Annotated in this window: 20 protein-coding genes and 3 pseudogenes; 20 read left to right on the top strand and 3 right to left on the bottom strand. The window is 37.5% G+C overall.

Translation table 11 applies throughout. The features are described from left to right. Nucleotides 1-116 precede the first annotated feature (116 nt). Nucleotides 117-977: a prephenate dehydratase gene (locus tag ABD917_RS04910; protein WP_345118986.1), complete on the bottom strand. Its 861-nt coding sequence runs from the start codon at nt 975-977 to the stop codon at nt 117-119. Next, complete coding sequence (locus ABD917_RS04905; RefSeq protein WP_345118985.1) at nt 974-1,705, bottom strand: 3-deoxy-manno-octulosonate cytidylyltransferase; 732 nt, start codon at nt 1,703-1,705, stop codon at nt 974-976. Before ABD917_RS04905 ends, ABD917_RS04910 begins: the two co-directional genes overlap by 4 nt. Nucleotides 1,706-1,805: 100 nt before the next feature. Here ABD917_RS04905 and ABD917_RS04900 point away from each other — a divergent pair, with 100 nt between their 5' ends. From ABD917_RS04900 to ABD917_RS04885, 4 genes and pseudogenes are all read left to right on the top strand, one after another. Beyond that, nucleotides 1,806-2,366, top strand: coding sequence for a c-type cytochrome (locus ABD917_RS04900; RefSeq protein WP_345118983.1), 561 nt, complete (start codon nt 1,806-1,808; stop codon nt 2,364-2,366). Between the two features lie 285 nt (nt 2,367-2,651). Then, nucleotides 2,652-3,551: a ThiF family adenylyltransferase gene (locus tag ABD917_RS04895; protein WP_345118981.1), complete on the top strand. Its 900-nt coding sequence runs from the start codon at nt 2,652-2,654 to the stop codon at nt 3,549-3,551. Nucleotides 3,552-3,719: 168 nt separating this feature from the next. Next, a pseudogene (locus ABD917_RS04890) lies at nt 3,720-4,901 on the top strand (MFS transporter). 480 nt (nt 4,902-5,381) lie between these two features. Continuing rightward, complete coding sequence (locus ABD917_RS04885) at nt 5,382-5,594, top strand: hypothetical protein (RefSeq protein ID WP_345118980.1); 213 nt, start codon at nt 5,382-5,384, stop codon at nt 5,592-5,594. 204 nt (nt 5,595-5,798) lie between these two features. Here the strand turns inward: ABD917_RS04885 and ABD917_RS04880 are convergent, their stop codons facing one another. Continuing rightward, nucleotides 5,799-6,575, bottom strand: a complete 777-nt coding sequence (locus tag ABD917_RS04880; RefSeq protein WP_345118979.1) for a molybdopterin-synthase adenylyltransferase MoeB — start codon at nt 6,573-6,575, stop codon at nt 5,799-5,801. 87 nt (nt 6,576-6,662) lie between these two features. Here ABD917_RS04880 and gshB point away from each other — a divergent pair, with 87 nt between their 5' ends. The 16 genes and pseudogenes from gshB to ABD917_RS04800 form a co-directional block, all read left to right on the top strand. Continuing rightward, nucleotides 6,663-7,601, top strand: coding sequence for a glutathione synthase (gene gshB / locus ABD917_RS04875; RefSeq protein WP_345118978.1), 939 nt, complete (start codon nt 6,663-6,665; stop codon nt 7,599-7,601). 150 nt (nt 7,602-7,751) lie between these two features. Beyond that, nucleotides 7,752-8,798 (top strand): PstS family phosphate ABC transporter substrate-binding protein, encoded by a 1,047-nt coding sequence (locus ABD917_RS04870; protein ID WP_345118977.1) that lies wholly within the window; start codon nt 7,752-7,754, stop codon nt 8,796-8,798. Between the two features lie 61 nt (nt 8,799-8,859). After that, a complete protein-coding gene (gene pstC, locus ABD917_RS04865) occupies nt 8,860-10,320 on the top strand; it encodes a phosphate ABC transporter permease subunit PstC (protein ID WP_345118976.1) in 1,461 nt (486 codons plus the stop codon). Next, nucleotides 10,317-11,609, top strand: a complete 1,293-nt coding sequence (gene pstA, locus ABD917_RS04860; protein WP_345118975.1) for a phosphate ABC transporter permease PstA — start codon at nt 10,317-10,319, stop codon at nt 11,607-11,609. Before pstC ends, pstA begins: the two co-directional genes overlap by 4 nt. A gap of 70 nt (nt 11,610-11,679) precedes the next feature. Further along, nucleotides 11,680-12,438: a phosphate ABC transporter ATP-binding protein PstB gene (gene pstB, locus ABD917_RS04855; protein WP_345118973.1), complete on the top strand. Its 759-nt coding sequence runs from the start codon at nt 11,680-11,682 to the stop codon at nt 12,436-12,438. A gap of 21 nt (nt 12,439-12,459) precedes the next feature. Beyond that, nucleotides 12,460-13,176, top strand: a complete 717-nt coding sequence (gene phoU, locus ABD917_RS04850) for a phosphate signaling complex protein PhoU (RefSeq protein ID WP_345118972.1) — start codon at nt 12,460-12,462, stop codon at nt 13,174-13,176. 598 nt (nt 13,177-13,774) lie between these two features. Continuing rightward, entirely contained in the window at nt 13,775-14,626 is an 852-nt protein-coding gene (locus ABD917_RS04845) for a cell wall hydrolase (RefSeq protein WP_345118971.1), read from the top strand. A 33-nt stretch (nt 14,627-14,659) separates the two neighbouring features. Next, entirely contained in the window at nt 14,660-15,907 is a 1,248-nt protein-coding gene (locus ABD917_RS04840; RefSeq protein ID WP_345118970.1) for an aminopeptidase, read from the top strand. A gap of 53 nt (nt 15,908-15,960) precedes the next feature. Then, on the top strand, nt 15,961-16,836 hold the full coding sequence (mutM, locus tag ABD917_RS04835) for a bifunctional DNA-formamidopyrimidine glycosylase/DNA-(apurinic or apyrimidinic site) lyase (protein WP_345118969.1): 876 nt from the start codon (nt 15,961-15,963) through the stop codon (nt 16,834-16,836). Nucleotides 16,837-16,910: 74 nt separating this feature from the next. Further along, nucleotides 16,911-18,305, top strand: a complete 1,395-nt coding sequence (locus ABD917_RS04830) for a dipeptidase (protein ID WP_345118968.1) — start codon at nt 16,911-16,913, stop codon at nt 18,303-18,305. Next, a pseudogene (locus ABD917_RS04825) lies at nt 18,298-18,450 on the top strand (ribonuclease D); the annotation flags it as partial. The gene ABD917_RS04830 and the pseudogene ABD917_RS04825, both read left to right, overlap by 8 nt. Nucleotides 18,451-18,675: 225 nt before the next feature. Beyond that, nucleotides 18,676-20,070, top strand: a complete 1,395-nt coding sequence (locus ABD917_RS04820) for a dipeptidase (protein WP_345118968.1) — start codon at nt 18,676-18,678, stop codon at nt 20,068-20,070. Then, a complete protein-coding gene (locus ABD917_RS04815; RefSeq protein ID WP_345118967.1) occupies nt 20,063-20,683 on the top strand; it encodes a ribonuclease D in 621 nt (206 codons plus the stop codon). The genes ABD917_RS04820 and ABD917_RS04815 overlap by 8 nt, the downstream gene beginning before the upstream one ends. 848 nt (nt 20,684-21,531) lie before the next feature. After that, nucleotides 21,532-21,840: a hypothetical protein gene (locus ABD917_RS04810; protein ID WP_345118966.1), complete on the top strand. Its 309-nt coding sequence runs from the start codon at nt 21,532-21,534 to the stop codon at nt 21,838-21,840. A 369-nt stretch (nt 21,841-22,209) separates the two neighbouring features. Further along, nucleotides 22,210-23,043, top strand: a complete 834-nt coding sequence (locus ABD917_RS04805; RefSeq protein ID WP_345118965.1) for a porin — start codon at nt 22,210-22,212, stop codon at nt 23,041-23,043. 373 nt (nt 23,044-23,416) lie between these two features. Beyond that, a pseudogene (locus ABD917_RS04800) lies at nt 23,417-24,028 on the top strand (hypothetical protein); the annotation flags it as partial.

The following is a 24,028-nucleotide window of genomic DNA, read 5'->3' as shown; positions in this document are numbered from 1 at the left end:
TGTTTATGATAAAGCCATTTTAGCAAAATAGGATACGGCTTTCTAAGATGCATAGCATCATGAAATTTTTAAAATGTTCTTCGATGTCTATGAAAACGATACTATGGAATTATTTTTTATAGAGGAGTTCGGCCATTTTGAGCCGGATAAATGCCGATAATGCGAAGTTCAGCAGAGAAAAAAGACAGCTCTTCTAGAGCAAGTTTCATCATAGGATCTTCAGGATGTCCTTCGATGTCAACGAAAAATTGTGTTGCATTGAAATTTCCACCAATTTGGTAGCTTTCTAATTTTGTCATATTAATGCCATTTGTGGCAAATCCTCCCATAGCTTTATAAAGAGCAGCTGGCACATTGCGTACGCGAAAAAGAAGGCTAGTGATAATTTTTTCGCCATTTTGGGGTTTAGGAACATAGCGTTGAGAACGCGAAAGGATGACAAAACGGGTAATATTATGAGGGTTATCTTCCACATTTCTTTCAAGAATATCAAGCTCATAGAGTTCTGCTGCGATGAGAGGCGCCAAAGCTGCTTGTGAACGTTTTGCATTGTTTTTAATAAATTTTGCAGCTCCAGCGGTATCGGGTGAAACAACAGGTATCCAGCCATTATTTCGTATAATTTTCCGGCATTGTGCAAGGGCATGTGTATGGCTGTGAACGGTTTTAATTTCGTCATGTGTAACGCCAGGTAAAACCATGAGCTGAAAATGAATAGGCAAAAAATATTCATCAATAATATAGAGGGATGATTGTGGTAAAAGATGATGAATATCCGCAACACGGCCAGCAAGAGTATTTTCAATAGGAATCATAGCAAGATCAGCTTGCTCGCTTTCTACTAAGTTAAGGGCATCTTCAAAAGTTGCAGAGGGTACAGCATCCATATCAGGAAACATATTGGCGCAAGCAATATGAGAATTGGCACCATATTCTCCTTGAAAAGAGATTTTATTGGTTTTTTTAAGTGCTTTCATGCTAAAATCTTACGTACTCTTTCAAGGTCATTTTGCGTATCAACGCTTAAGGGAATAGTGTCGATGATTTCTACATCGATACGCATATTATGTTCTAATGCGCGTAATTGTTCAAGTTTTTCACGTTGTTCAAGTGGAGAAGGTTTAAGCGCCACAAATTTCTCAAGTGCTCCACGTCGGTAAGCATATATCCCAATATGATGGTAAAGGGGACCATCTCCATAAGGTGCCGTTGCACGGGTAAAATAAAGAGCACGAAGGCGATTTTGAGCAAGTGGTGTTCCAATAATTTTGACAACATTCGGATCGACTTTTTCATTTTCGTCACTGATTTTAGCACCCAAGGTTGCAATATCAGTGAAGCTATTTTCCAAAGGGCGTAAAGCACTGATAATTTCATAAGGTGTTATTGTGGGCAAATCACCTTGTACATTCAAAATGGTATTGTAGCGTTGTTCAGGATCAATAAGCGTTAAAGCTTCATAAATACGATCAGAACCAGACTTATGATCGTTACATGTTATGATACATTCATGCCCATAAGCTGTAACGGCTTTGGCGATGTCATTATGATCTGTTGCTACGAGAGTACGTCCTATTGCAGCTTTTTTTGCTTGTTCAGCAACATGAACAATCATTGGTTTTCCAGAAATCTCAGCGAGAGTTTTTTGAGGAAGACGAGTTGAGCCCATACGGGCAGGAATAAGAATAATTGGTTCAAGAGCCATTGCAAAGTTCCAAATGCCGTTGTGACGTATTTATAATGTTGTATGTTATAAGGAAAGAGCTTAAACTGGGAATGGTAATGAAAAGATGAACATTTAATTTATGAATCGCTCAACAGTTATTTATTTTGTTTTTTCTTGTTTCTTTGTGCTGATTATTTTTCAGGGAATTTCCACACTTAGCGACATAATCTATGATAGTTCCCCAGCGGTTCAATATTCTCCTACAGTTACAAAAAATAATGTTTCCAAGGAGCAACAACAGATATCTAGCTCTTCTTTGCCATTAAACGATCGTCTTCAACAGGGTAACCTTGAAAATGGGCGCAAAATTTTTCGTCAATGTGCTATATGTCATACTTCTGGACACAATGAATCTGGCCGTGTTGGCCCGGCGCTTTGGGATGTGGTGAATCGTCCTTTAGCGGCATCACCAAGCTTTGCTTATTCACGAACATTGCGTGCAAATTCTAATAAAAGGTGGGATTTTGTAAATTTAGATCGTTATCTACAATCACCACGTAAAGCATTTCCAGGCACAACAATGTCTTTTCGTGGAATACAAAATGATCAAGATCGTGCTGATCTTTTGCTTTATTTACGCAGTTTATCTGATCATCCCGCTCCTTTACCAATGGATAATAAAAAAGACGAACTAAATTAGAACAAAGATAAATTATTTCAAAAATAAATCATCTAGAAGGAGATGTAATTGGTTTTTAGTTTTTTTATTTTAATTGGAATTTTAATGTATTTTGAATCTATTCAATCAATTTACCTTTATTACATAGTAGAATTCGCTATATAAATTATGCATTAGTAACAGAGATTCCGTCTGTATTTCTTCTTCTTTTTTTGGTAATAAAACAAAATATGCTTATGATTGGTTGAATGAAAATAATTAGCGAGTTAAAAAATATAAACATTAAACAAAACTCCATTGAGAGTTTTGCTTGAAAACAAAATTGATATCATCTCCATACTAGACAATATCAAGGAAAGAAAATACTGGGAAAATTTAGTACTTATCGCAGCGCAGTGGATTGAGAAAAAGACGCTAGAAGAAGCTTACGAGTCGCTATCGTCAATCATGTTAAAAGAGGATTTTAATCATGCATTTGACTTTCTTTTTTCTAACCACTTTCTTGTTTTGGCTGAGACATCGGACAACATTTTCAAGAATCGATATTCAAGAAATCATCTCCATTATCAAAGTTATGGTATGGATCCAGAAACCATTCAATATACCCTTTCACAAAAAATGGTGGTCATTTTAGGGTGTGGTGGGATTGGTAGTCATGTATCAGCGATACTTGCATCCTTTGGCGTAGGAAAATTAATTCTTGTCGACAATGATGTGATCGAAATAAGTAACCTTACCAGACAAATTCTTTTTACGGAACAAGATGTTGGACTGCCTAAGACCACTGTTCTTCGGCGTGAATTATTGCAGAGAAACAGTGAAAGTGAAGTTACTGAGCTACAAATGTCAATCATGGACAAAACGGATATCAACAAATTACCCAAAGCTGATTTATGGATTATTTCTGCTGACACACCTGATCAGTTGATGCCATGGGTAAATGAGTGGTGTGTAAAGAATCAACAAGCTTATATAAATTCTGGGTATGTCAATGATATAGCTGCATTTGGACCTTTTTACATACTAGGAAAAACTGGTTGCTATGCATGTGGTTCATCCATAGGAAATCTTCCCCCAAAAAGTGACGGTTTACTCTATGAGGCTTGCGCTGCTATTAATAATAATTTTAAAGTCGCAACGGTTCCTCCCGTGAATGCTCTTTCAGTTGCTATGTGTGCTAACGATGCTCTTAAATTTTTGGGGTAATTATGGTGATTTCCTTTCCACGGATTGTCGTATAGGAATATGGAGTAGCAAGCTTTTCACAGAAGAGCGTTCCTTTAAAAAGATCCTCCACTGCAAAGTTTGTGGAACAAAACAATGAACAGATCTCGAACGCTTGCAGTAACCTACTGATCTTATCACGCGGTACGGATGTTAATCGGCGTTTATCATGCTATTTTTCTCATGTCTATGGGGGTTACTCTATCCCAATTGGCTTTACTTCAAGTCGCCTTTTCGGTAACCGTTTTACTTCTTGATTTTCCTTGTGCTGTTTTCGCTGACAAATATCGGCGTAAATATTCAGTAACGATTGGTTTTTTATGACGGGGTTGTTTTATCTTCTCTGTCTTCAAGCCCGCTAATATGATAGCGCTTATCATTGCACAAATCCTCTATGCAGCAGGAATTTTCCCCATTGCTAGCGCCATTGATGGATGGATTTATCATTCTCTAGGGCATCAACAAGATCGCTTTTCGTATTATGCACATCTCTCTCACCAGATAAACTCTTTCGGCAATATTATCAGTGGTATCATAGGAATTGCAACGATTTATTATTCTAGGCAATATTTTATGGGGTATATTATTTCAGGCATCATGATGGGAGTAATTTTCTTTATATTTCTTATTATTCCTGAAGAAAAAACATTTGTGAGGGAAGGACCAAAAACAAAAAATATTCTGCAAAATGCCAAGGAAACGCTCTGGGTATTTAAAAACATCGTGGGTGGAGTATGGTTTATTTTGCTGATGTGCCTTTTCAGCGCTGGCATTCAAGTTATTTATCACTTCTGGCAGCCAATAATACTCTGTGGTGGAAAGATTAGCCATCTCAACACTTCGCAAATGTTGACACTTATGTTCTGCCATATTGGAGCTTTCTCAGCTCAATATATTTCTAATTTACTGATGTCTAAGTATCACGTACTTGATAAAAAATATAAGGATTATATAAAATATTTTTCGTTTTTCTCTGCCCTTATGCGTATTGCTCTTTATTTTTTTGTCCATAGCAATCAAACCGCTCTAGCAATTATCACCTTTTCGTTAATTCATGGATTTATTTGCACTGTACCGATAGGAGCAAAGAGTCTATTTTTCTCAGAGCTTAACCAAAAACAAACTGGGCATATTTCTGGTATTATTGGTGCTGTATCTTTCAGTGGAAGAATATTTTCAATAACGGTGTTAAGCGCTATTTCATTTCTTCCTGCAAAAATTTCACCGTCTTGTTATCTTATACTACCGACTTTAACTTTTTTCATGTGTGGTTTGGTCACTATCAAGTGGATGTTGCTCTCTGGTAAATCTATTTTGAAAAAAACAATATGACAGATACAGTTGAAAATATTTGCTTCTGAAGTTTTGGAGATCAGGAAAATAATCAGGATTTATTTTACGAGTGAAACAGGAAGATTTGTCGCCAGAAATTTTTCTATGATGTAAATTACTGAATGCAGTGCACTGAAATCATACAGAATTCTGTACGGCTAAATTTTCTTTATTTCATCAAACACGGTTTCTAAGATTTCTCTAAAAAACAGCAACTTTATTTTCATTCTAGAGTATAGAGAAAAGAATTTTAACAGAAGTTGTGAGGATATGAAAAAAGAAGAGATTATTGATATATTGACGCTTTGCATGAGATTTGTCTCGTTCCTTTTCTCTGCTATGTTATTTCCATGAGTTTTCTCGTGAACAGAGAAAGCGCATCGCTTTCACATATGCAGTTATCCTTAAACTACGTTTTATTATGCTTGATGAACTTACATCTTCTCTTAATGTAAGTGTGCAGCACAGGTTATTGGTCTTTTGCGACATCTACAACCAAAATATCATTTGAGTTATCTGATTATCGGTCATGATTTACAAGTTACTAAAGCGCTTCCACATGAAGTGATTGTGATGCGTAATGGAGAAATGGTTGAATATATTCCTTCGGATCGTATTTTTTCTTATCCCCAAAATTCTTATACGAAAAGTTTAATGGCAGCAGCATTCTCGTTAGATTCTCATGAGTCATAGGAACGTTTTTAAATCGTACGAACCATCCATTATAGAGAAGATTTTTTCTCACGTGATTCGCCAATATTTATGATCAGTTTAATAGCTTCTGTTACTATAGTATTCTGGTCATTTATAGTAAAACAACGGTGCTTTAGAGTCCAGTATATTCTGAAAGAGTGTTACATTTGGTAGCTCAGAAAAAATCAGTTTTTTCCAAAATTCTTAAGGAGCGTGGGTATATGCACTGCAATCTGATCGTTTATAGGTAATGACATTAAATTGCGCTGATAATCCATTATAGAAGAGAATTTTTCCTACTAATGGTTCACCAATATTTGTGATAAGTTTAATGGCTTCCATTGCTTGGAGTGTTCCGATGACTCCAGGTAAAACACCGATAATTCCAGTTTCAGCACATGTCGGAAGAATACTAGGGGCAGGCGAATTGGGGAATAAGTCACGATAGTGAGGATTATTGTCTTTATAAGGCATAAGGACTGTTAGTGAGCCGCTAAAACGTTCTACAGCGCCACTTATTAAAGGTTTTTTGCATTGAGCCGCGTGATCAGCAAGCAAATAACGTGTGGTAAAATTATCGCATCCATCAATAATAATATGGTAGGTGTTAAGCAGTTTATCCACATTACTTTTGTCCAAGCGTATATTATGTTTTTCAACACTAACATGGGGGTTTATGTCTTTTATAAAAGCTGTAGCGCTCTCCGTTTTGCATTGATGAATCATGCTGGTTTTATGAATCACTTGGCGTTGTAAATTGGAAAGCGAAACAATATCGTCATCAACAATTCCAAGGGTACCAACGCCTGCGGCAGCTAAATAAGTTAAGATAGGAGCCCCAAGGCCACCAGCACCAACAACAAGAACACGCGCAGCTTTAAGCTTTTGTTGCCCCGTTCCACCAATTTCAGGCAAAATGATGTGACGTGCATAGCGTTCAATTTCTTCACTGCTTAATTTGGTATCAGCATCTTGTATCATAGGCTTTCTCTCGTCATAGTTCTTTTATTATTTACTGAGTTTATGGCGCATAGACCAGTCTAGTTTTAGTATAGGGAGGTTTTATACATGAAAATTGCCATTCAGATGGATCATATTTCAACCATTCAGATTCAAGGGGATACAACATTTGCTCTTGCTTTAGCAGCACAAGAACGCGGACATACTCTTTTTCATTATACACCAGATCGTTTATCTATGCGCGATGGTTGTGTGATTGCATGGCTAGAATCATTAACGGTACGTGATAAAGAAGGGAACCATTATCAATTAGGTAAGCCATGTCGCACGCAATTGATCGATATGGATGTGATTCTTTTACGGCAAGATCCTCCCTTTGATCTCAATTATATTACAACAACGCATTTGTTAGAACGTATTCATCCTCAAACTCTCGTTGTGAATGATCCTGCATGGGTGCGTAATAGTCCAGAAAAGATTTTAGTCACGGAATTTCCTGACTTGATGCCAGAGACTTTAATTACAAAAGACATTGAAGAAATAATGACTTTTAGAGCTACATTTGGTGATATTATAGTGAAACCACTTTATGGCAATGGAGGGGCTGGTGTTTTTCATTTGAAACAAGATGATCGCAATTTAGCGTCACTTTTGGAAATGTTTGGACAAATTTATCGCGAACCTTTTATTGTTCAGCGTTATTTAGATGCAGTGCAAAAAGGGGACAAACGAATTATTTTGCTTGATGGTATTCCCGTTGGAGCGATTAATCGGATTGCTGCAGAAACAGATGTTCGCTCGAACATGCATGTTGGGGGACGTGCGGAAAATATTGATTTAACGAAACGTGATTATGAGATTTGCGAACGTATTGGTCCAGCTTTAAAGGAACGTGATCTTCTTCTTGTGGGAATTGACGTTATTGGGGATTATATAACAGAAATCAATGTGACATCTCCTACTGGAATCCGTGAAATTAAACGTTTTGGTGGGACAGATATCGCTCATCTTTTCTGGGATATTGTTGAGGCCAAATGTTCACATTAAATTTATTTGAACAGAGAGTTCAAATATGATTTTAGCAGAAAAAGTTATCAATATTACTTTTTATATTTGTTATACTGCAAATATGAACTAAAATCGAAATTATTATATAATGTAAACAAGAGAATTTGATTCACGTTAAGGAGTTTATAAATGGGTAGGTTTTTATCAGTTGGGGTGGGACTGATTTTCATGGTATTGTTCTCAGTGAATGTGAGCAATGCGCGTGATCAAATTCAGATGACTGGTTCATCTACAGTTTTGCCTTATCAAAAGATCGTTGCTGAGGCATTTGGAGAAATGTATCCTCAGTTTAAGGTGCCTGTTATCGAATCGGGTGGAACAGGAGCTGGTATTAAAGAATTTTGTCGTGGCATAGGGGAGAGTACAGTTGATATTGTGAATGCTTCTCGGGCAATGAAGCCTAGTGAATTAAAGTCTTGTTTTGATGCCGGTATCAAAGATGTTGAAGAGATACGCATTGGATATGATGGTATTGTTTTTGCAACAGATAGAAATGGTCCTGATTGGAAATTACAGCCGGTAGATGTTTATAGGGCGCTCGCTGCTCGGGTTGTAAAAGACGGAAAATTACAACCTAATAACCTTTCAAAATGGAGCGAAATCAATCATGCGTTTCCTGATTGGACAATAGCAGCTTATATCCCTGGAGAGAAGCATGGAACGCGTGAAGTTTTTGAAGAAAAACTATTACAAGCAGGCTGTAAGGAGAGTGGAGCAGTGGATGCGATGAAGTCTTTGGGGATGGATGAAAAGGCAATACATGCTGCGTGTGTTGCTGTGCGTAAAGATGGTAAAGCCATTGATATTGACGGTGATTATTCTGAAACATTTGCGCGTCTTACTTCTAATAAAACAGGGGTTGGTGTTTTTGGTTTATCTTTTTATCAAAACAATGCTGATAAGCTGAAAGTTGCAGATATTAATGGTGTTGCGCCAACCGTTGAAACAATCTCTAGTGGACAATATCCTGTTTCTCGTCCCCTTTTTTTCTATGTTAAAAAGGCGCATTTAGGTATTGTTTCAGGATTACGGGAATATGTTGACTTTTTTCTTTCTGATCAAATGATTGGTCCAGATAGTCCTTTGGCTGAATATGGTTTAATTGTTGCTTCTGAAAAGGAACGTCAAGTGCAGCGTTCTACTTTTTCTGCTGATAGAGTAATGACGTTGGAATAATTTTCTGGATTTTCCAGTGTAGGCATTTTCTGCTGCTTTTTTACGAAAATTGAAAGACAATATGCGCATTTTCGTTATTATTTTTCTGTTATTGTGTTTTGGATTTGTTGGCTTTTGTATTTCTTATATGCGGGCACGCACTCTTGAATATACACAAGGCAAGATGCATTCTCGTGCGTATTATTACGGTTGGTGGACGTTTTTAATGACGATTATTCCACCACTTGTTTTTTTACTCTTTTGGGATGGTGGAAGTGCAATTTATTTAGAGTATAGTGCTTCTCAAGAAGTTGAAGCATATAGTGCGCATATAACAGGGCTTATGAATTATGATCTACTTTGGGGAACACTTCGAAGTTTGGTCAAAATGCTTCATCTCTTTGATGGGGATCTTGCTAGTGCTTCGTGTGAAAAAATACGTGCACAATTATTAGCGAAAGGATTTATTTTACCTCATGAAGCATCAGATGATCTGTTAAGGATGGCACAATCATGGGTTAATTCTTCTAAAAAGCTTAAGTTTATTGGTCATAGTTTTCTTTTTGTCGTTGCCTTCTTTGGTTTTGTTTGTGGGGTTATGCAAGTTGCTCCTCATCGGCGTGCACGCAATAAGGTTGAATGTTTGATTGTTATTGGGTTGATTTGTGCATCTATTGTTGCGGTTTTGACGACAGTTGCCATTGCACTCTCGATGGTTTTTCAAACAATAAGCTTTTTTCAGTCTGTATCCTTTTCAAATTTCTTTTTTGGAACAGTTTGGGATCCGCGTTTTTCAGCGAGTGGTTCGGAGGATGGTGTGGGGCAATTTGGTTTAATACCACTTCTTGCCGGTACACTTTATATAGCATTTGTTGCAATGCTTTTTGCTGTGCCAATAGGATTATTTTCAGCTCTTTATATGGCTGAATATGCTTCATCTCGTTTACGTTCAATAGTGAAACCATTGCTGGAAGTTCTCGCTGGTATTCCAACCATTGTTTATGGTTTTTTTGCTTTGAAGGTTGTCGGTCCATTTTTACGTGATCTCTCCGTTTCTCTCTCTGATGGAGTTGGTTTTATTATGTCTCAAAGTGTTTTGACCGCTGGAGTTGTGATGGGAATTATGTTGATACCTTTTGTTTCTTCTTTATCGGATGATGTTATTACAGCTGTTCCACGCATTTTACGTGAAGGCTCTTATGGTTTAGGAGCAACACAATCGGAAACGATTAAAAGAGTTGTTATACCAGCAGCACTTCCAGGGATTATGGGAGCAATTTTATTGACAGGATCGCGTGCCATTGGAGAGACAATGATTGTGGTTTTGGCAGCAGGTGTTGCTGCGAATTTAACACTGAATCCATTCGAAGCAATGACCACCATGACGGTTAAAATTGTTAATCAACTGACAGGTGATTTTGAGTTTAATTCTCCCCAAACACTTGTCGCTTTTGCTTTAGGAATGACGCTCTTTGTTATGACTCTTTTGATGAATATTCTTGCTCTTTATATCGTGCGTAAATATCGGGAACAATATGAATGAATGAAGATTTTCTTTTCCCTCGTCGCAATATTGGACTCAAACGTCGATATTGGGCTGAACGTCGTTTTCGTGCGTACGGTGTGATTGCCGTTTTTATTGGTCTCTTTTTTTTATTTGCGCTTTTATGGTCTATTATCAGTCAGGGTTACACGGCATTTTTTCACAGTGAAATGACATTATCAATTTATTTGGATGAGAAAGTTATTGATCCAAGTGGTTTGCGTACAACAAATCCGCAGGTGCTCATAACTGCTAATTATCCTCTTCTTGTACGGAATGCTTTGGTGAAAAAGCTTGGTATAGATCAAAATGATCGGGCATCGGTACGGGATGTTAACAGGATGTTTTCAAGTGGTGTACGTGTTCAATTGCGTGAAATGGTGACAAAAAATCCGCAGCTCATTGGTACAATGCAAAAAATCAAGGTTTTAACAGCAGCGGATATTGATTCCGCTTACAAAGGGCAGATTAATTTACATGTAGCAGAAAAAAATCGCAAAGTCTCTAATCGTCAAGTAGAATGGATGAAACGTTTAGCGCATGATGGTACACTTTATAAAGCATTTAATTTTGGTTTTTTTACATTTGGTGCTTCAAGCCGTCCTGAAACTGCCGGCTTAGGTGTTGCGATTATCGGCTCTTTTTATATGATAGCGATAGTTTTAGTGATTTCACTTCCCATAGGGATAGCAACTGCTGTTTATTTGGAAGAATATGCACGCAAAAATAAATTTACTGATTTTATTGAGGTTAATATCAATAATCTTGCTGCGGTTCCTTCAATTGTTTTTGGCCTTTTAGGACTTGCAGTGTTTGTTAATTTTTGGGGTTTACCACGTTCAGCATCTTTTGTTGGAGGACTTGTTTTAGCTCTTATGACGCTCCCCACAATTATTATTGCGACACGTTCTGCTTTGCGGGCTGTTCCTCTTTCGATTCGCGCTGCCGCTTTAGGGTTAGGAGCCTCAAAAACACAAATGGTTTTTCATCATGTTGTTCCTTTAGCTGCTCCTGGTATTTTGACTGGTACAATTATTGGTGTGGCTCAGGCTTTAGGTGAGACGGCTCCATTACTTTTGATTGGCATGGTTGCCTTTGTAGTCAATATTCCTACCACCCCTATGGATCCGGCAACAGCTTTGCCGGTGCAGATTTTTATGTGGGCAGGCGAAGCAGAGCGTGCTTTTGTTGAAAAGACTTCTGGTGCTATTATCATATTAATGACTTTTCTTGCGATCATGAATATTTCGGCGGTTTTTTTACGTCGACGATTTGAACGTCGTCAATAATGTAGATAAAAGTAATTTCAATAAAGCAACAACTAAAATAGGATTTATATAAAGTAAGGTAAGTTTTGTAATGAAAATTAAAATGCGTGGTCAAGATGTAAAGGTTTTTTATGGAGAGAAAGAAGCACTTCATGGTATTACTCTTGATATTCCTGAACATCAGGTCACAGCTTTGATAGGTCCTTCAGGTTGCGGAAAGTCAACTTTTTTGCGTTGTTTTAATCGTATGAATGATACGATTGAAGGCGCTAAAATAACGGGTCTGATTACCTTAGATGGAGAAAATATTTATGACTCACGGATTGATGTTGTAGAATTGCGCGCCCGTGTAGGAATGGTTTTTCAAAAGCCTAGTCCTTTTCCTAAATCGATATTTGAGAATGTTGCCTATGGTCCACGTATTCATGGTTTAGTAAAATCACGTGCTGAATTGCATGATGTTGTTGAAAAGAGTTTAAGGCAGGCGGGACTATTTGAAGAAGTAAAAGATCGCCTTCATGAACTTGGAACAAGTTTATCAGGAGGACAGCAACAGCGCTTGTGTATTGCACGAGCCATTGCTGTTAGTCCTGAAGTTATTTTGATGGATGAGCCCTGTTCAGCTCTTGATCCAATTGCGACAGCACGTATTGAAGAGCTTATCGATGCATTACGACAAAATTATACAATTGTTATTGTGACACACTCGATGCAGCAGGCTGCCCGTGTTTCTCAATATACAGCCATGTTTCATTTGGGGCATTTGGTAGAAGTTGGTGCAACTGAAATGATCTTTACGTCACCAAAAGAACAACGTACGCAAGATTATATCACGGGGCGTTTTGGATAGGTGAATTGAGGAGAATAAGAGATGTCTATGAACCATATTGTTCGTTCCTATGATGCAGAACTCAAATATTTGCAAGCAAGGATTACAGAAATGGGTAACCACGCAGAAAAAATGATTGAACGTTCTGTTGCTTCGATTGTGTGTAGTGATCTTCAGCTTGCGACGACAGTTATTGCGGATGATTTGTTTTTGGATGAAGCAGAACGTGATATTGATGAGAAAGCGATTACTATTATTTGCAAACGCCAACCTATGGCTGTTGATCTGCGTGAAATTATTGGAGCCATTCGTATTTCTTCTGATCTTGAGCGGATTGGTGATATGGCTAAAAATATTGCTAAGCGAACGGTTGCACTTTCAGAAACGCGTCAACCTGCAGCTTTTTACCATGGGCTTGAAACAATTACAGCTTTAGCACTCAATCAGTTAAAAGAAGTGTTGAGTGCTTACACGAGCCGTTTATTGGAGCGTGTTGATGCTGTACGTGAGCGCGATGGTAAAATTGATGCTCTGTATACCTCCCTTTTTCGTGAGCTTTTAACGTATATGATGGAAGATATGCGTAATATTACAGTTTGTACGCATTTGCTTTTTTGTTTAAAAAATATTGAAAGAATTGGCGACCATGTTACCAATATTGCAGAGATGCTGCATTACATTATAACAGGTCATCATATGTCTTCAGAGCGTCCTCGTGATGATCTAACCTATAAAGTTGTGGTAGGTGAGAAAAAATAGATTAACATTTTTCTTGAAGATACAAAGTATTAATTTGCTTTTTTGTAATATAGTTGTAAGAGGAGTATGCTAGAGGTGTTATCAGCAAGTGTAAAGAAGCGGAAAAAAGCTTTTAAAGATAATATCGCGGATTTTTAATTCTTCATTTGACAGATTTAGATATTGGGTGATATCGTTCTTTATACTTTAGGCAAAATGAAATAATATTTGGTCATTGTATTGAAATTTGTTGAGAGGGGGTATTCGTGTTAGTTTTTTCAATATTGATATAAACAGTTTTTAATATTTCAATCTTTCTCATATGTAGAATTGCGGGAAGGTTTTTAAGTGTGTATTATTTTATTGTACTTTCCAAACTGGAGAGAGGGGTATTCTGTAGTGACATTTATTCCATGAATAACAGCAATATTGATCTCTAAATTAAGGTTTTTTTATTTTTTGTTGAGTATCTCTTTATTGAGCATAAATACCTTTTAGTTACTCCTTGTATTAAAATTTTACTAAGTTGTAACAATTAACCATATACTTTCTTTGAAAGTACATTTAAAAAATATTCAGATTTTAAGTACTTCAAAGAGGTGGGGATCTGTTGTATAAGATGAATAAAAATTTTTTAACTGTTTTTATAAGCTGTTTTTTAGCGCCATTTGTTATTGTTGGGTGTGCTTCAAATCATTTTAGTTTTGGAAATAGAAATGATAATAGTAGGACAAAAACAGTAATGTATCCATTGACAGAGCGTCAATGTCTTATACGTGCAATGTATTTTGAATCAAATCGTACTAGCCGTGAGGGAATGATTGCTGTTGGCACTGTTGTTATGAATCGTGTTAATTCAAGTGCTTATCCAAGAACGATTTGTGGTGTTGTTGGTCAGTACAAGCAGTTTGCTCCTGGTGTCTTAACGCGTCCTATGACAGAGCCTTCATCTGTGAACCGTGTTAAAGAGGCAGCAGACGCTGTTTTACGCGGTGAACGGGATAAAAAACTTAAAAATGCTAAGTTTTTTCATACCGCAGGTTTATCTTTTCCTTATAAAAACATGTATTATGTTCGCATTGCGGGGGGAAATGCTTTTTATGAAAAGCGCTCACGTGATGGATCTCTTCAGGTTCCCACAAATGATCGTCCCTATGATGTCGCTTATGCGTTTTCTCAAGAACGCTCAGGAAATGCACCGAATTTCGTGGATATAGATTTAGCACGTAAAGGAGCGAAAACAGAGGAAAAACAAAACAAATCTACTTTAGTAGAAATAGCGCAAGCAAACGAGATGCGTCCTACATCTTTTTTTACGGTACAACTTGATAAAGTTCCCATTCCCACATCAGCACCGCATCGTATAGAAAAGGAAGAGGAAAGCAAAACAATTGTGGCCTATACTATGCCTTCATCGGATCAGTTAAATGCAATCGTTGCAATGTTAGAAAAACAGTACAGAATCCGGTAATTTTTTCATAATATAAAGAGAAGGATATTGGTAATGTACTTTGATATTCATGAGACAATTTCACCTGAAATGCTTAATCGTCTTGCAGAAGTTACGGTAAAAGTTGGGTTAAATTTACAAGAGGGACAGGATCTTATTTTAACTGCTCCAGTTTCAGCATTACCTCTTGTTCGACGTATTGCATATCATGCTTATAAGGTTGGTGCAGGTGTAATTACCCCACTTTTTAGTGATGATATGTTATCGCTTACACGTTTTGAAAATGCCCATACTGCTAGTTTTGATTGTGCACCTTCTTGGCTATATGAAGGAATGGCGAAATCTTTTGAAAATGGAGCAGCGCGTTTGGCGATTGTTGGTGATAATCCTTTGCTGCTTTCCAATCAAGATTTTGATAAAGTTGCACGCTTAAATAAAGCTACTTCAATGGCTTATCAGCTCGCTCTTAAACAAATATCAAATTTTGCTATGAATTGGTCCATTGTTGCTTATCCAACAACAGGGTGGGCTGAGGCGATGTTCCCTTCTTTGCCACTTCATGAAGCGGTTAAAAAATTAGCTAATGCAATTTTTTCTGCTTCACGTGTTACAGAAGAAAATCCAATAGAGGCGTGGACTGCCCATAATGCAACTTTGAAGGAACGTTCATCTTGGTTGAATAGGCAGCGTTTTTCTGCTTTGCATTTTACAGGACCAGGGACTGATTTAATGCTCGGTTTGGCAGACGATCATGAATGGCAGGGGGGGGCATCCATTGCTAAAAATGGTGTTGTCTGCAATCCTAATATTCCAACAGAAGAAGTGTTCACCACTCCTCATGCTCATAGGGTTGAAGGTTTTGTTCGTTCGACGAAGCCTCTTTCCTATCAAGGAGCACTGATTGATAATATTGAGGTACGATTTGAAGCAGGGTGTATTGTTGATGCGCGTGCTTCGACGGGGCAGGAAGTTTTGCGGCGGGTTTTAAAAAGTGATGAGGGTGCAAGTCGACTGGGCGAAGTTGCTCTTGTTCCACATTCGTCACCGATTTCCAAAAGCGATCTACTTTTTTATAATACGTTATTTGATGAAAATGCTGCATGTCATATTGCTTTAGGGCAGTGTTATTCCAAGTGTTTTTTAGATGGAGCATCATTGACGGCAGAGGAGATTGCAGCGCGTGGTGGTAATAAAAGTGTCATTCATATTGACTGGATGATTGGATCTGGTGAAATTGATATTGATGGTATTACGCAAGATGGTACAAGAGTCCCTGTATTTCGTAAAGGTGAATGGGCTTAGTATTTTATTTTTTCAATGCTATTGTTGGAAAATATGTAATTATTAAAAAATAAATGCCTGAACTTCCTGAAGTAGAAACCGTTCGTCGTGGACTTGAGCCAGTTATAACTGGCGCGAAGATACTATCTGTCACGCTTCATCGTAGAGATTTACGTTTTCCTTTCCCTGAGGCGTTTTCTGAGCGGCTTCTGGGTAGGACAATTATAGAGCTTGGGCGGCGCGCAAAATATTTATTGTTTCATCTTTCAGAAGATGAAACGATTTTAAGTCATTTAGGAATGTCAGGGTCATGGCGCATAGAAGATGATCTTTTAAAAGAAGCATCTTCTAGTACAAAGAAATTTGTTAAGCATGATCACTTTGTCATGGGTGTTCAAGCAAAGGATGGCAAAGTTTATCATCTTACTTATAATGATGTGCGTCGTTTTGGGTTTATGCTTTTAGTAAATACAAGTAAACTTTATGAGCATCCCCTTTTAAAAAAGCTAGGGATCGAGCCTATAAGTAATGCGTTTTCTGGTCGTTATCTACAAAAAGCTTTCGTTAATAAAAAAATATCGCTTAAGGGAGTTTTGCTTGATCAGTCTATTATTGCGGGTCTTGGGAATATTTATGTCTGCGAAGCACTTTGGCGTAGCCGCTTATCTCCACAACGCAGTGCATATACATTAGCGTCGAAAACTGTACGTGCACGGGAAGATGCAGATTCTTTAGCGCAGAATATATGTAGTGTTATTTCTGAAGCCATTTTGTCTGGTGGATCTTCTTTACGTGATTATATGCATGTAGATGGTTCCCTTGGTTATTTTCAACATGCTTTTTCAGTTTATGGACGAGAAGGCAAGGAGTGTTTGCAATGTAGAACACCTATTATACGTATTTTACAGTCGGGGCGTTCAAGTTTTTATTGTTCACGGTGTCAAAAATAAATAAGGTTTCTTGTAAAGTCCTGCAAGAGGCTTAAAGTCGTGTCTCTAATGATATAAGGATTGGGAGGCTTTTTATGTTGAATAAAGTATTAACAAATCTTGATGAAAATTTAGAAGAAAGTCTTGAACGCCTTTTTTCTTTTTTACGTTTTCAATCGATTTCTACAGATTCTGCTTATAAGGATGAATGTCGTCGAGCAGCTGATTGGTTAGTAGAGGATTTAAAAACTATAGGTTTTGAGGCTTCTCGGCGAGATACACCAGGTCATCCAATGGTTGTTGGGCATCACCCAGGACCTTCAGATGATTGTTTTCATGTATTATTTTACGGGCATTATGATGTTCAACCTGTTGATCCACTGAATTTATGGGAAGATGATCCATTTACTCCTTCTTTAAAAGAGAGAGCTGGAGAGAAAGTTATTTGTGCTCGCGGAGCTTCAGATGACAAAGGTCAGCTTATGACATTTATTGAAGCATGCCGTGCATATAAGAAAGAAACGGGACAGCTTCCTGTTAAAGTTACTATTTTATGTGAAGGTGAAGAAGAAAGTTCTTCCCCTTCTCTTGTCCCATTTTTAAAAGCAAATAAGGATGAGCTTAAGGCTGATTGCGCACTGGTTTGTGACACAGCAATGTGGGATGCAGATACGCCATCTATTTGTGTTGCTCTTCGCGGAATGATGTCAGAAGAGATTATTATCACTGCAGCTAATCGTGATTTGCATTCTGGTGCTTTTGGGGGGGTAGCAGCTAATCCCATTCGTATTTTAGCTAAAGTTTTAGCAGGACTTCATGATGAAAATAATAGGGTAACGCTTCCTGGTTTTTATGATGGGGTAGAAGAGACGCCTCCACATATTTTGCAATCATGGAATGCACTGAATTGCACGGCTGAAGACCTTCTTGGACCGATAGGACTTTCTATTCCTTCTGGTGAAAAAGGGCGAAGCGTTTTAGAGCTGATGTGGGCACGTCCTACCATGGAAATTAATGGTATTAGTGGAGGCTATGAAGGGGAAGGGATGAAAACGGTTATCGCCTCTCAAGCGAGTGCAAAAATATCATGTCGTTTAGTCCATAAGCAAGATCCAGAGAAAATACGTCAAGCTTTGCGTGATTATGTACGCAGCTCAATACCAGCCGATTGTACAGTTGAATTCAAGAAACACGGTTCTTCTCCGGCAATTCAGCTTTCTTATGATTCTCCTTTTATCGAGGTTGCAAAGGATGCTTTATCACAAGAGTGGGGATTTTCTGCTGTATTAGTAGCTATGGGTGGTTCGATTCCAATAGTGGCAGATTTTCAATCAATTCTTGATATGGAAACTCTTTTAGTTGGTTTTGCACTGACTGATGACCGTATGCATTCGCCTAATGAAAAATATAATCTAAAATCATTTCATAAAGGGCAGCGGTCTTGGGCGCGTATTCTTGCCGCTTTAGCAAATAGAGGTGTAAATGGCTGAAATTCGCGTTCATCAAGGTGATTTACCAAACTTAGACAATTATCAGATTGGTGCCGTTGCGATTGATACTGAGACTTTAGGGCTACAACCATATCGTGATCGTTTATGTGTTGTGCAGCTTTCTTCGGGGGATGATACTGCTGATAAAAGATATATTTGCAGAACATTTAAGGCGTGAAGAATGAGAATATGTTGCAAAGGAATATTTTCAATTTTTCCTATAGGGATTAAACTTGATTTTTGAGGATGGGTGGAGATTATACCTTCTTTTTATTATTCACAGTTTCAAAAATGAATAAGAACTCTTGCAAAATCCTATAAGAGGCTTAAAGTCGTGTTATCTAATAATATAAGGATTGGGAGGCTTTTTATGTTGAATAAAGTATTAACAAATCTTGATGAAAATTTAGAAGAAAGTCTTGAACGCCTTTTTTCTTTTTTACGTTTTCAATCGATTTCTACAGATTCTGCTTATAAGGATGAATGTCGTCGAGCAGCTGATTGGTTAGTAGAGGATTTAAAAACTATAGGTTTTGAGGCTTCTCGGCGAGATACACCAGGTCATCCAATGGTTGTTGGGCATCACCCAGGACCTTCAGATGATTGTTTTCATGTATTATTTTACGGGCATTATGATGTTCAACCTGTTGATCCACTGAATTTATGGGAAGATGATCCATTTACTCCTTCTTTAAAAGAGAGAGCTGGAGAGAAAGTTATTTGTGCTCGCGGAGCTTCAGATGACAAAGGTCAGCTTATGACATTTATTGAAGCATGCCGTGCATATAAGAAAGAAACGGGACAGCTTCCTGTTAAAGTTACTATTTTATGTGAAGGTGAAGAAGAAAGTTCTTCCCCTTCTCTTGTCCCATTTTTAAAAGCAAATAAGGATGAGCTTAAGGCTGATTGCGCACTGGTTTGTGACACAGCAATGTGGGATGCAGATACGCCATCTATTTGTGTTGCTCTTCGCGGAATGATGTCAGAAGAGATTATTATCACTGCAGCTAATCGTGATTTGCATTCTGGTGCTTTTGGGGGGGTAGCAGCTAATCCCATTCGTATTTTAGCTAAAGTTTTAGCAGGACTTCATGATGAAAATAATAGGGTAACGCTTCCTGGTTTTTATGATGGGGTAGAAGAGACGCCTCCACATATTTTGCAATCATGGAATGCACTGAATTGCACGGCTGAAGACCTTCTTGGACCGATAGGACTTTCTATTCCTTCTGGTGAAAAAGGGCGAAGCGTTTTAGAGCTGATGTGGGCACGTCCTACCATGGAAATTAATGGTATTAGTGGAGGCTATGAAGGGGAAGGGATGAAAACGGTTATCGCCTCTCAAGCGAGTGCAAAAATATCATGTCGTTTAGTCCATAAGCAAGATCCAGAGAAAATACGTCAAGCTTTGCGTGATTATGTACGCAGCTCAATACCAGCCGATTGTACAGTTGAATTCAAGAAACACGGTTCTTCTCCGGCAATTCAGCTTTCTTATGATTCTCCTTTTATCGAGGTTGCAAAGGATGCTTTATCACAAGAGTGGGGATTTTCCGCTGTATTAGTAGCTATGGGTGGTTCGATTCCAATAGTGGCAGATTTTCAATCAATTCTTGATATGGAAACTCTTTTAGTTGGTTTTGCACTGACTGATGACCGTATGCATTCGCCTAATGAAAAATATAATCTAAAATCATTTCATAAAGGGCAGCGGTCTTGGGCGCGTATTCTTGCCGCTTTAGCAAATAGAGGTGTAAATGGTTGAAATTCGCGTTCATCAAGGTGATTTACCAAACTTAGACAATTATCAGATTGGTGCCGTTGCAATTGATACTGAGACTTTAGGGCTACAACCATATCGTGATCGTTTATGTGTTGTGCAGCTTTCTTCGGGGGATGGTACTGCTGATGTTGTACAAATTGCTAAAGGGCAAAAGAGTGCGCCTAATTTGGTTAAGTTGCTTGAAGATAAGGCAATTACAAAAATATTTCATTTCGGGCGTTTTGATCTTTCTATTTTAGCACATACATTTGGCGTGATGCCGGATGTCGTTTTTTGTACAAAAATTGCTTCAAAACTCACGCGTACTTACACGGATCGTCATGGATTAAAGGAAATTTGTGGTGAATTGCTCAATGTGAATATTTCTAAACAGCAGCAATCTTCAGATTGGGCTGCTGAAACTTTATCACGTGCGCAAATTGAATATGCAGCTTCAGATGTTTTATATTTACATCGTTTAAAGGATATATTTGAAGAACGCTTAAGGCGTGAAGAACGAGAGCATGTTGCAAAGGCATGTTTTGAATTTTTGCCTATGAGGGCTAAACTTGATCTTTTGGGATGGGCGGAGGTTGATATTTTTGCACATAGCTGACTTTTAAATTACTTTTTTAAAAAATAAGAAAAGTAATTTAATACAAAGAACAAAATACCCGTATTTCACGGGTATTTTGTTCTTTCTTCTATTTTGATGAGAGTATTTAATGACAACGCAGTTCTCAATTGAGGAGGATGTGTTATTCAATTTAAAGATTGCACGATAAAAAGATCTTTATAAAGATGTGCTTTTTGGTATTTCTCACCGCTTTTATTTGCAAAAAACAAACAGTTTTATAGAAAACTGTTAGATGTGGGAGATCGGTTAATGGAAGAGTTAATATATCATTTTCGATTTAACATATTGGTTTATAAAAGATAATTTATCTTTTTGCTTATTGAATGAGAGCCTTGAGTAACATAAGATTTTCTCATTTCAAATTTATTTGCCATAAAAACGATTAAAATCATTTGCCTATATGCTTCATGAGTAGAGTTTGTATAGATAAAAACTATGGGAGAAAGAAGTGAACATACTTCTTATGAGCCATCTCAAGTATAAAGAGCTATGACAATGTTTTAAGCAGAAAAATAGAATGGTTGTGCCATCTTGCTATTATATATGATGCATTGAGCGATAAGGATAAGAAAAATTTTTGCTAAAGAAGCGAGAATATAAAGAGTTATGTCGTTGATTTTATATCCAAGAGCGCATTATATTCTTATTTATTACAAAGTAAGTGATTTTCATGTCAGCATAGCTTGGTAATTTCCATTTATTTTAAAATCATAGCACTCAAATCCTCATTTTAAAGAGAAAAGCTATCATTTTTCTATGGAAATTCGAAATGAAAGCACTAGGTAGAATCCATTATGGATATTAAATATGGAGAAAATTCTATGCACATGAAATATTTAATTACAGCTTTAGCTACTTTTTTTTCAATTTCTATAGCACAGGGAGCAAGTTTGTTAACTGCTCAATTAGAACAGGAAATACCTTCTGCGGGTTTTTCTGGAAAACTTTTTTTGCAGAAACAGCCTAGTGGTACTTTATCTAAACTTTCGCAAACGAAGTCTTCTCATCTTGATGATAATGGGGAAGCAGCTGCTGAATTGGTAGCTGTATCATCTTTGGGAAAAAGAAGAGGTCGTGGTCCTAAACACCCAAAACCACGGCCCACGATATTTAGGGGTCCGATGAGTTATAAATAAGCAAAGCGGTATGCTAAGCGATATATTTTGCGAAGTCTAGAGGGGGGGTAGACGGAGTAGGGTTAAAGAAATAATTTTTGTCTGTGTCGTTGTTATACCGATTTCTGATAAGCCACACCATTGCATACAGTCATGCAAGAGTTAGGGAATATTTTATACCTTTGAAAGGATAATCAAATGTGTGTTTTTATGATTAAAGAACGGAGATAGAAATAATTTCGATGTTGCCATAGCTTATATTACAGACCAAATGATTAAAGGGGAGGGAATTTTGTTTTTTTTATGAGTGTATCATTTTTACTACAGATATCCAGAGTTGGGGCTCTATATGAGGCTAGGTGTTCAAATATTCAGCTATGGAGAGAAATTATGAATATGAAATGGTTAATAACAGCTTCTGCTTTCGCTTTTGTTTCAGCTTCAGTAGCGTATGCAGCAGATGTTGTTATGCCCCCCAGTCCTACACCTGTTGCACCAGTTATTGTGAATCCAACTTTTTCTTGGACAGGTTTTTATATTGGTGGTCAGGTTGGCGGTTTTTCAAGTAAAACAAAGATGGACATCCTTAATAATGGAAAAACTTTTCCGGTGCATGATGATTATTTGCCTAAACTCTCTGGATTTATGGGGGGGATTTATGCGGGTTCGAATGTTGATCTCGGTAATGGCCTTATTTTAGGTGTTGATACAGACATCATTTGGACTGATAAAAATGATACGAAAACAGTACCAGCATACGAAATTACTCCAGCTCACGTGGCTTATGTTAATAAGATAGTGAAAGACGCTGGTATTAATATTGGTGAAAATAAAATCGAAGTTGGTGATAAGCGCTCCCATAGTTTCACTTTTAAAGAAAAGTGGGCTGGTGCTACAAGGGTGCGGATTGGTTTTGCAGCTGAGCGCATTATGCCTTATGTTGCTGGTGGTATTGCCTATACACAGCTTCAAGATATCGCGTCGATATCAATAACCAAAAAGGATACAGGAAAAGTAATAGCTTCTGGTAATTTATCTGATGAAACAAAGACGATGGTTGGTTACACTCTTGGCGCTGGTGTTGATTTTGCCATGACCAATAATGTCATTGTCCGTGCGGAATATCGTTACACAGATTTTGGTAAAAAGAAATTCTCGAACGATAAGTATGAAACTTCTTACAAAACCAATGATTTCCGTGTTGGTGTCGCTTACAAATTTTAATCTATCGGTAGGCTAAGTCACTAAAAGGCACGGGTTAATACCATAGTCTAAGAGAGATGTTCTATCTTTAGTTATGATTTGGGAGTTTTATTGTGTTTATATTATCACATTCCACATATTATTTGTATATGTGGAATGTTGATACATTTTGAACATAGTAAAAATAAATTCATCAACAACAGATGACGATTTAGTTATAATATCAATTGGTTATAGTAATATATAACATGCAATTTTTCGTGTAAAACCAAGTTATAAAGAGATTTTGTCTCTAAATGGGATTTTTATTTTGTATAGCTGTGTTATTTTTACTACAGATTTTTTTTATCTAGACGTATAGCATTGCGACATAAATAAATTATGGAGCAAATTTATGAATATAAAATCCTTAATAACGACTTCTGTCGTTGCTTTGATTTCGGCTTCTGCGGTACAAGCTGCTGATGTTGTCATCCCTCACGAAGCTGCACCTGTTATCACAGCCCCTACATTTTCTTGGACAGGTTTCTATCTTGGTGCTCAGATTGGTGGTTTTTCAAGTAACATTGACCTAAAAGATAAAGATAAAGATACTTCAATTTTTAAAGACTTATCACCTAAACTTTCAGGTTTGATTGGCGGTATTTATACAGGATCTAACTTTGATCTTGGAAATGGTATTATCTTAGGTGTTGAAACAGATATGACTTGGTCTGGCAAAAGTGATGTACGAGTAGTTGCTGGAACTGAAACTATCCCAAGTAATGGGAATCAAACTACCCCAAGTAATGGGAATCAAACTACCCCAAGTAATGGGAATCAAACTACCCCAAGTAATGGGAATCAAACTACTCCAAGTAATGGGAATCAAACTACCCCAAGTAATGGGAATCAAACTACCCCAAGTAATGGGAATCAAACTACCCCAAGTAATGGGAATCAAACTACCCCAAGTAATGGGAATCAAACTACCCCAAGTAATGGGAATCAAACTACCCCAAGTAAT

The organism is Bartonella pachyuromydis (assembly GCF_039543065.1).
Taxonomy (GTDB): Bacteria; Pseudomonadota; Alphaproteobacteria; order Rhizobiales; family Rhizobiaceae; genus Bartonella; species Bartonella pachyuromydis.
Note: the sequence above shows the minus strand (reverse complement) of the source record. Positions and strands in the feature narration are given on the sequence as shown.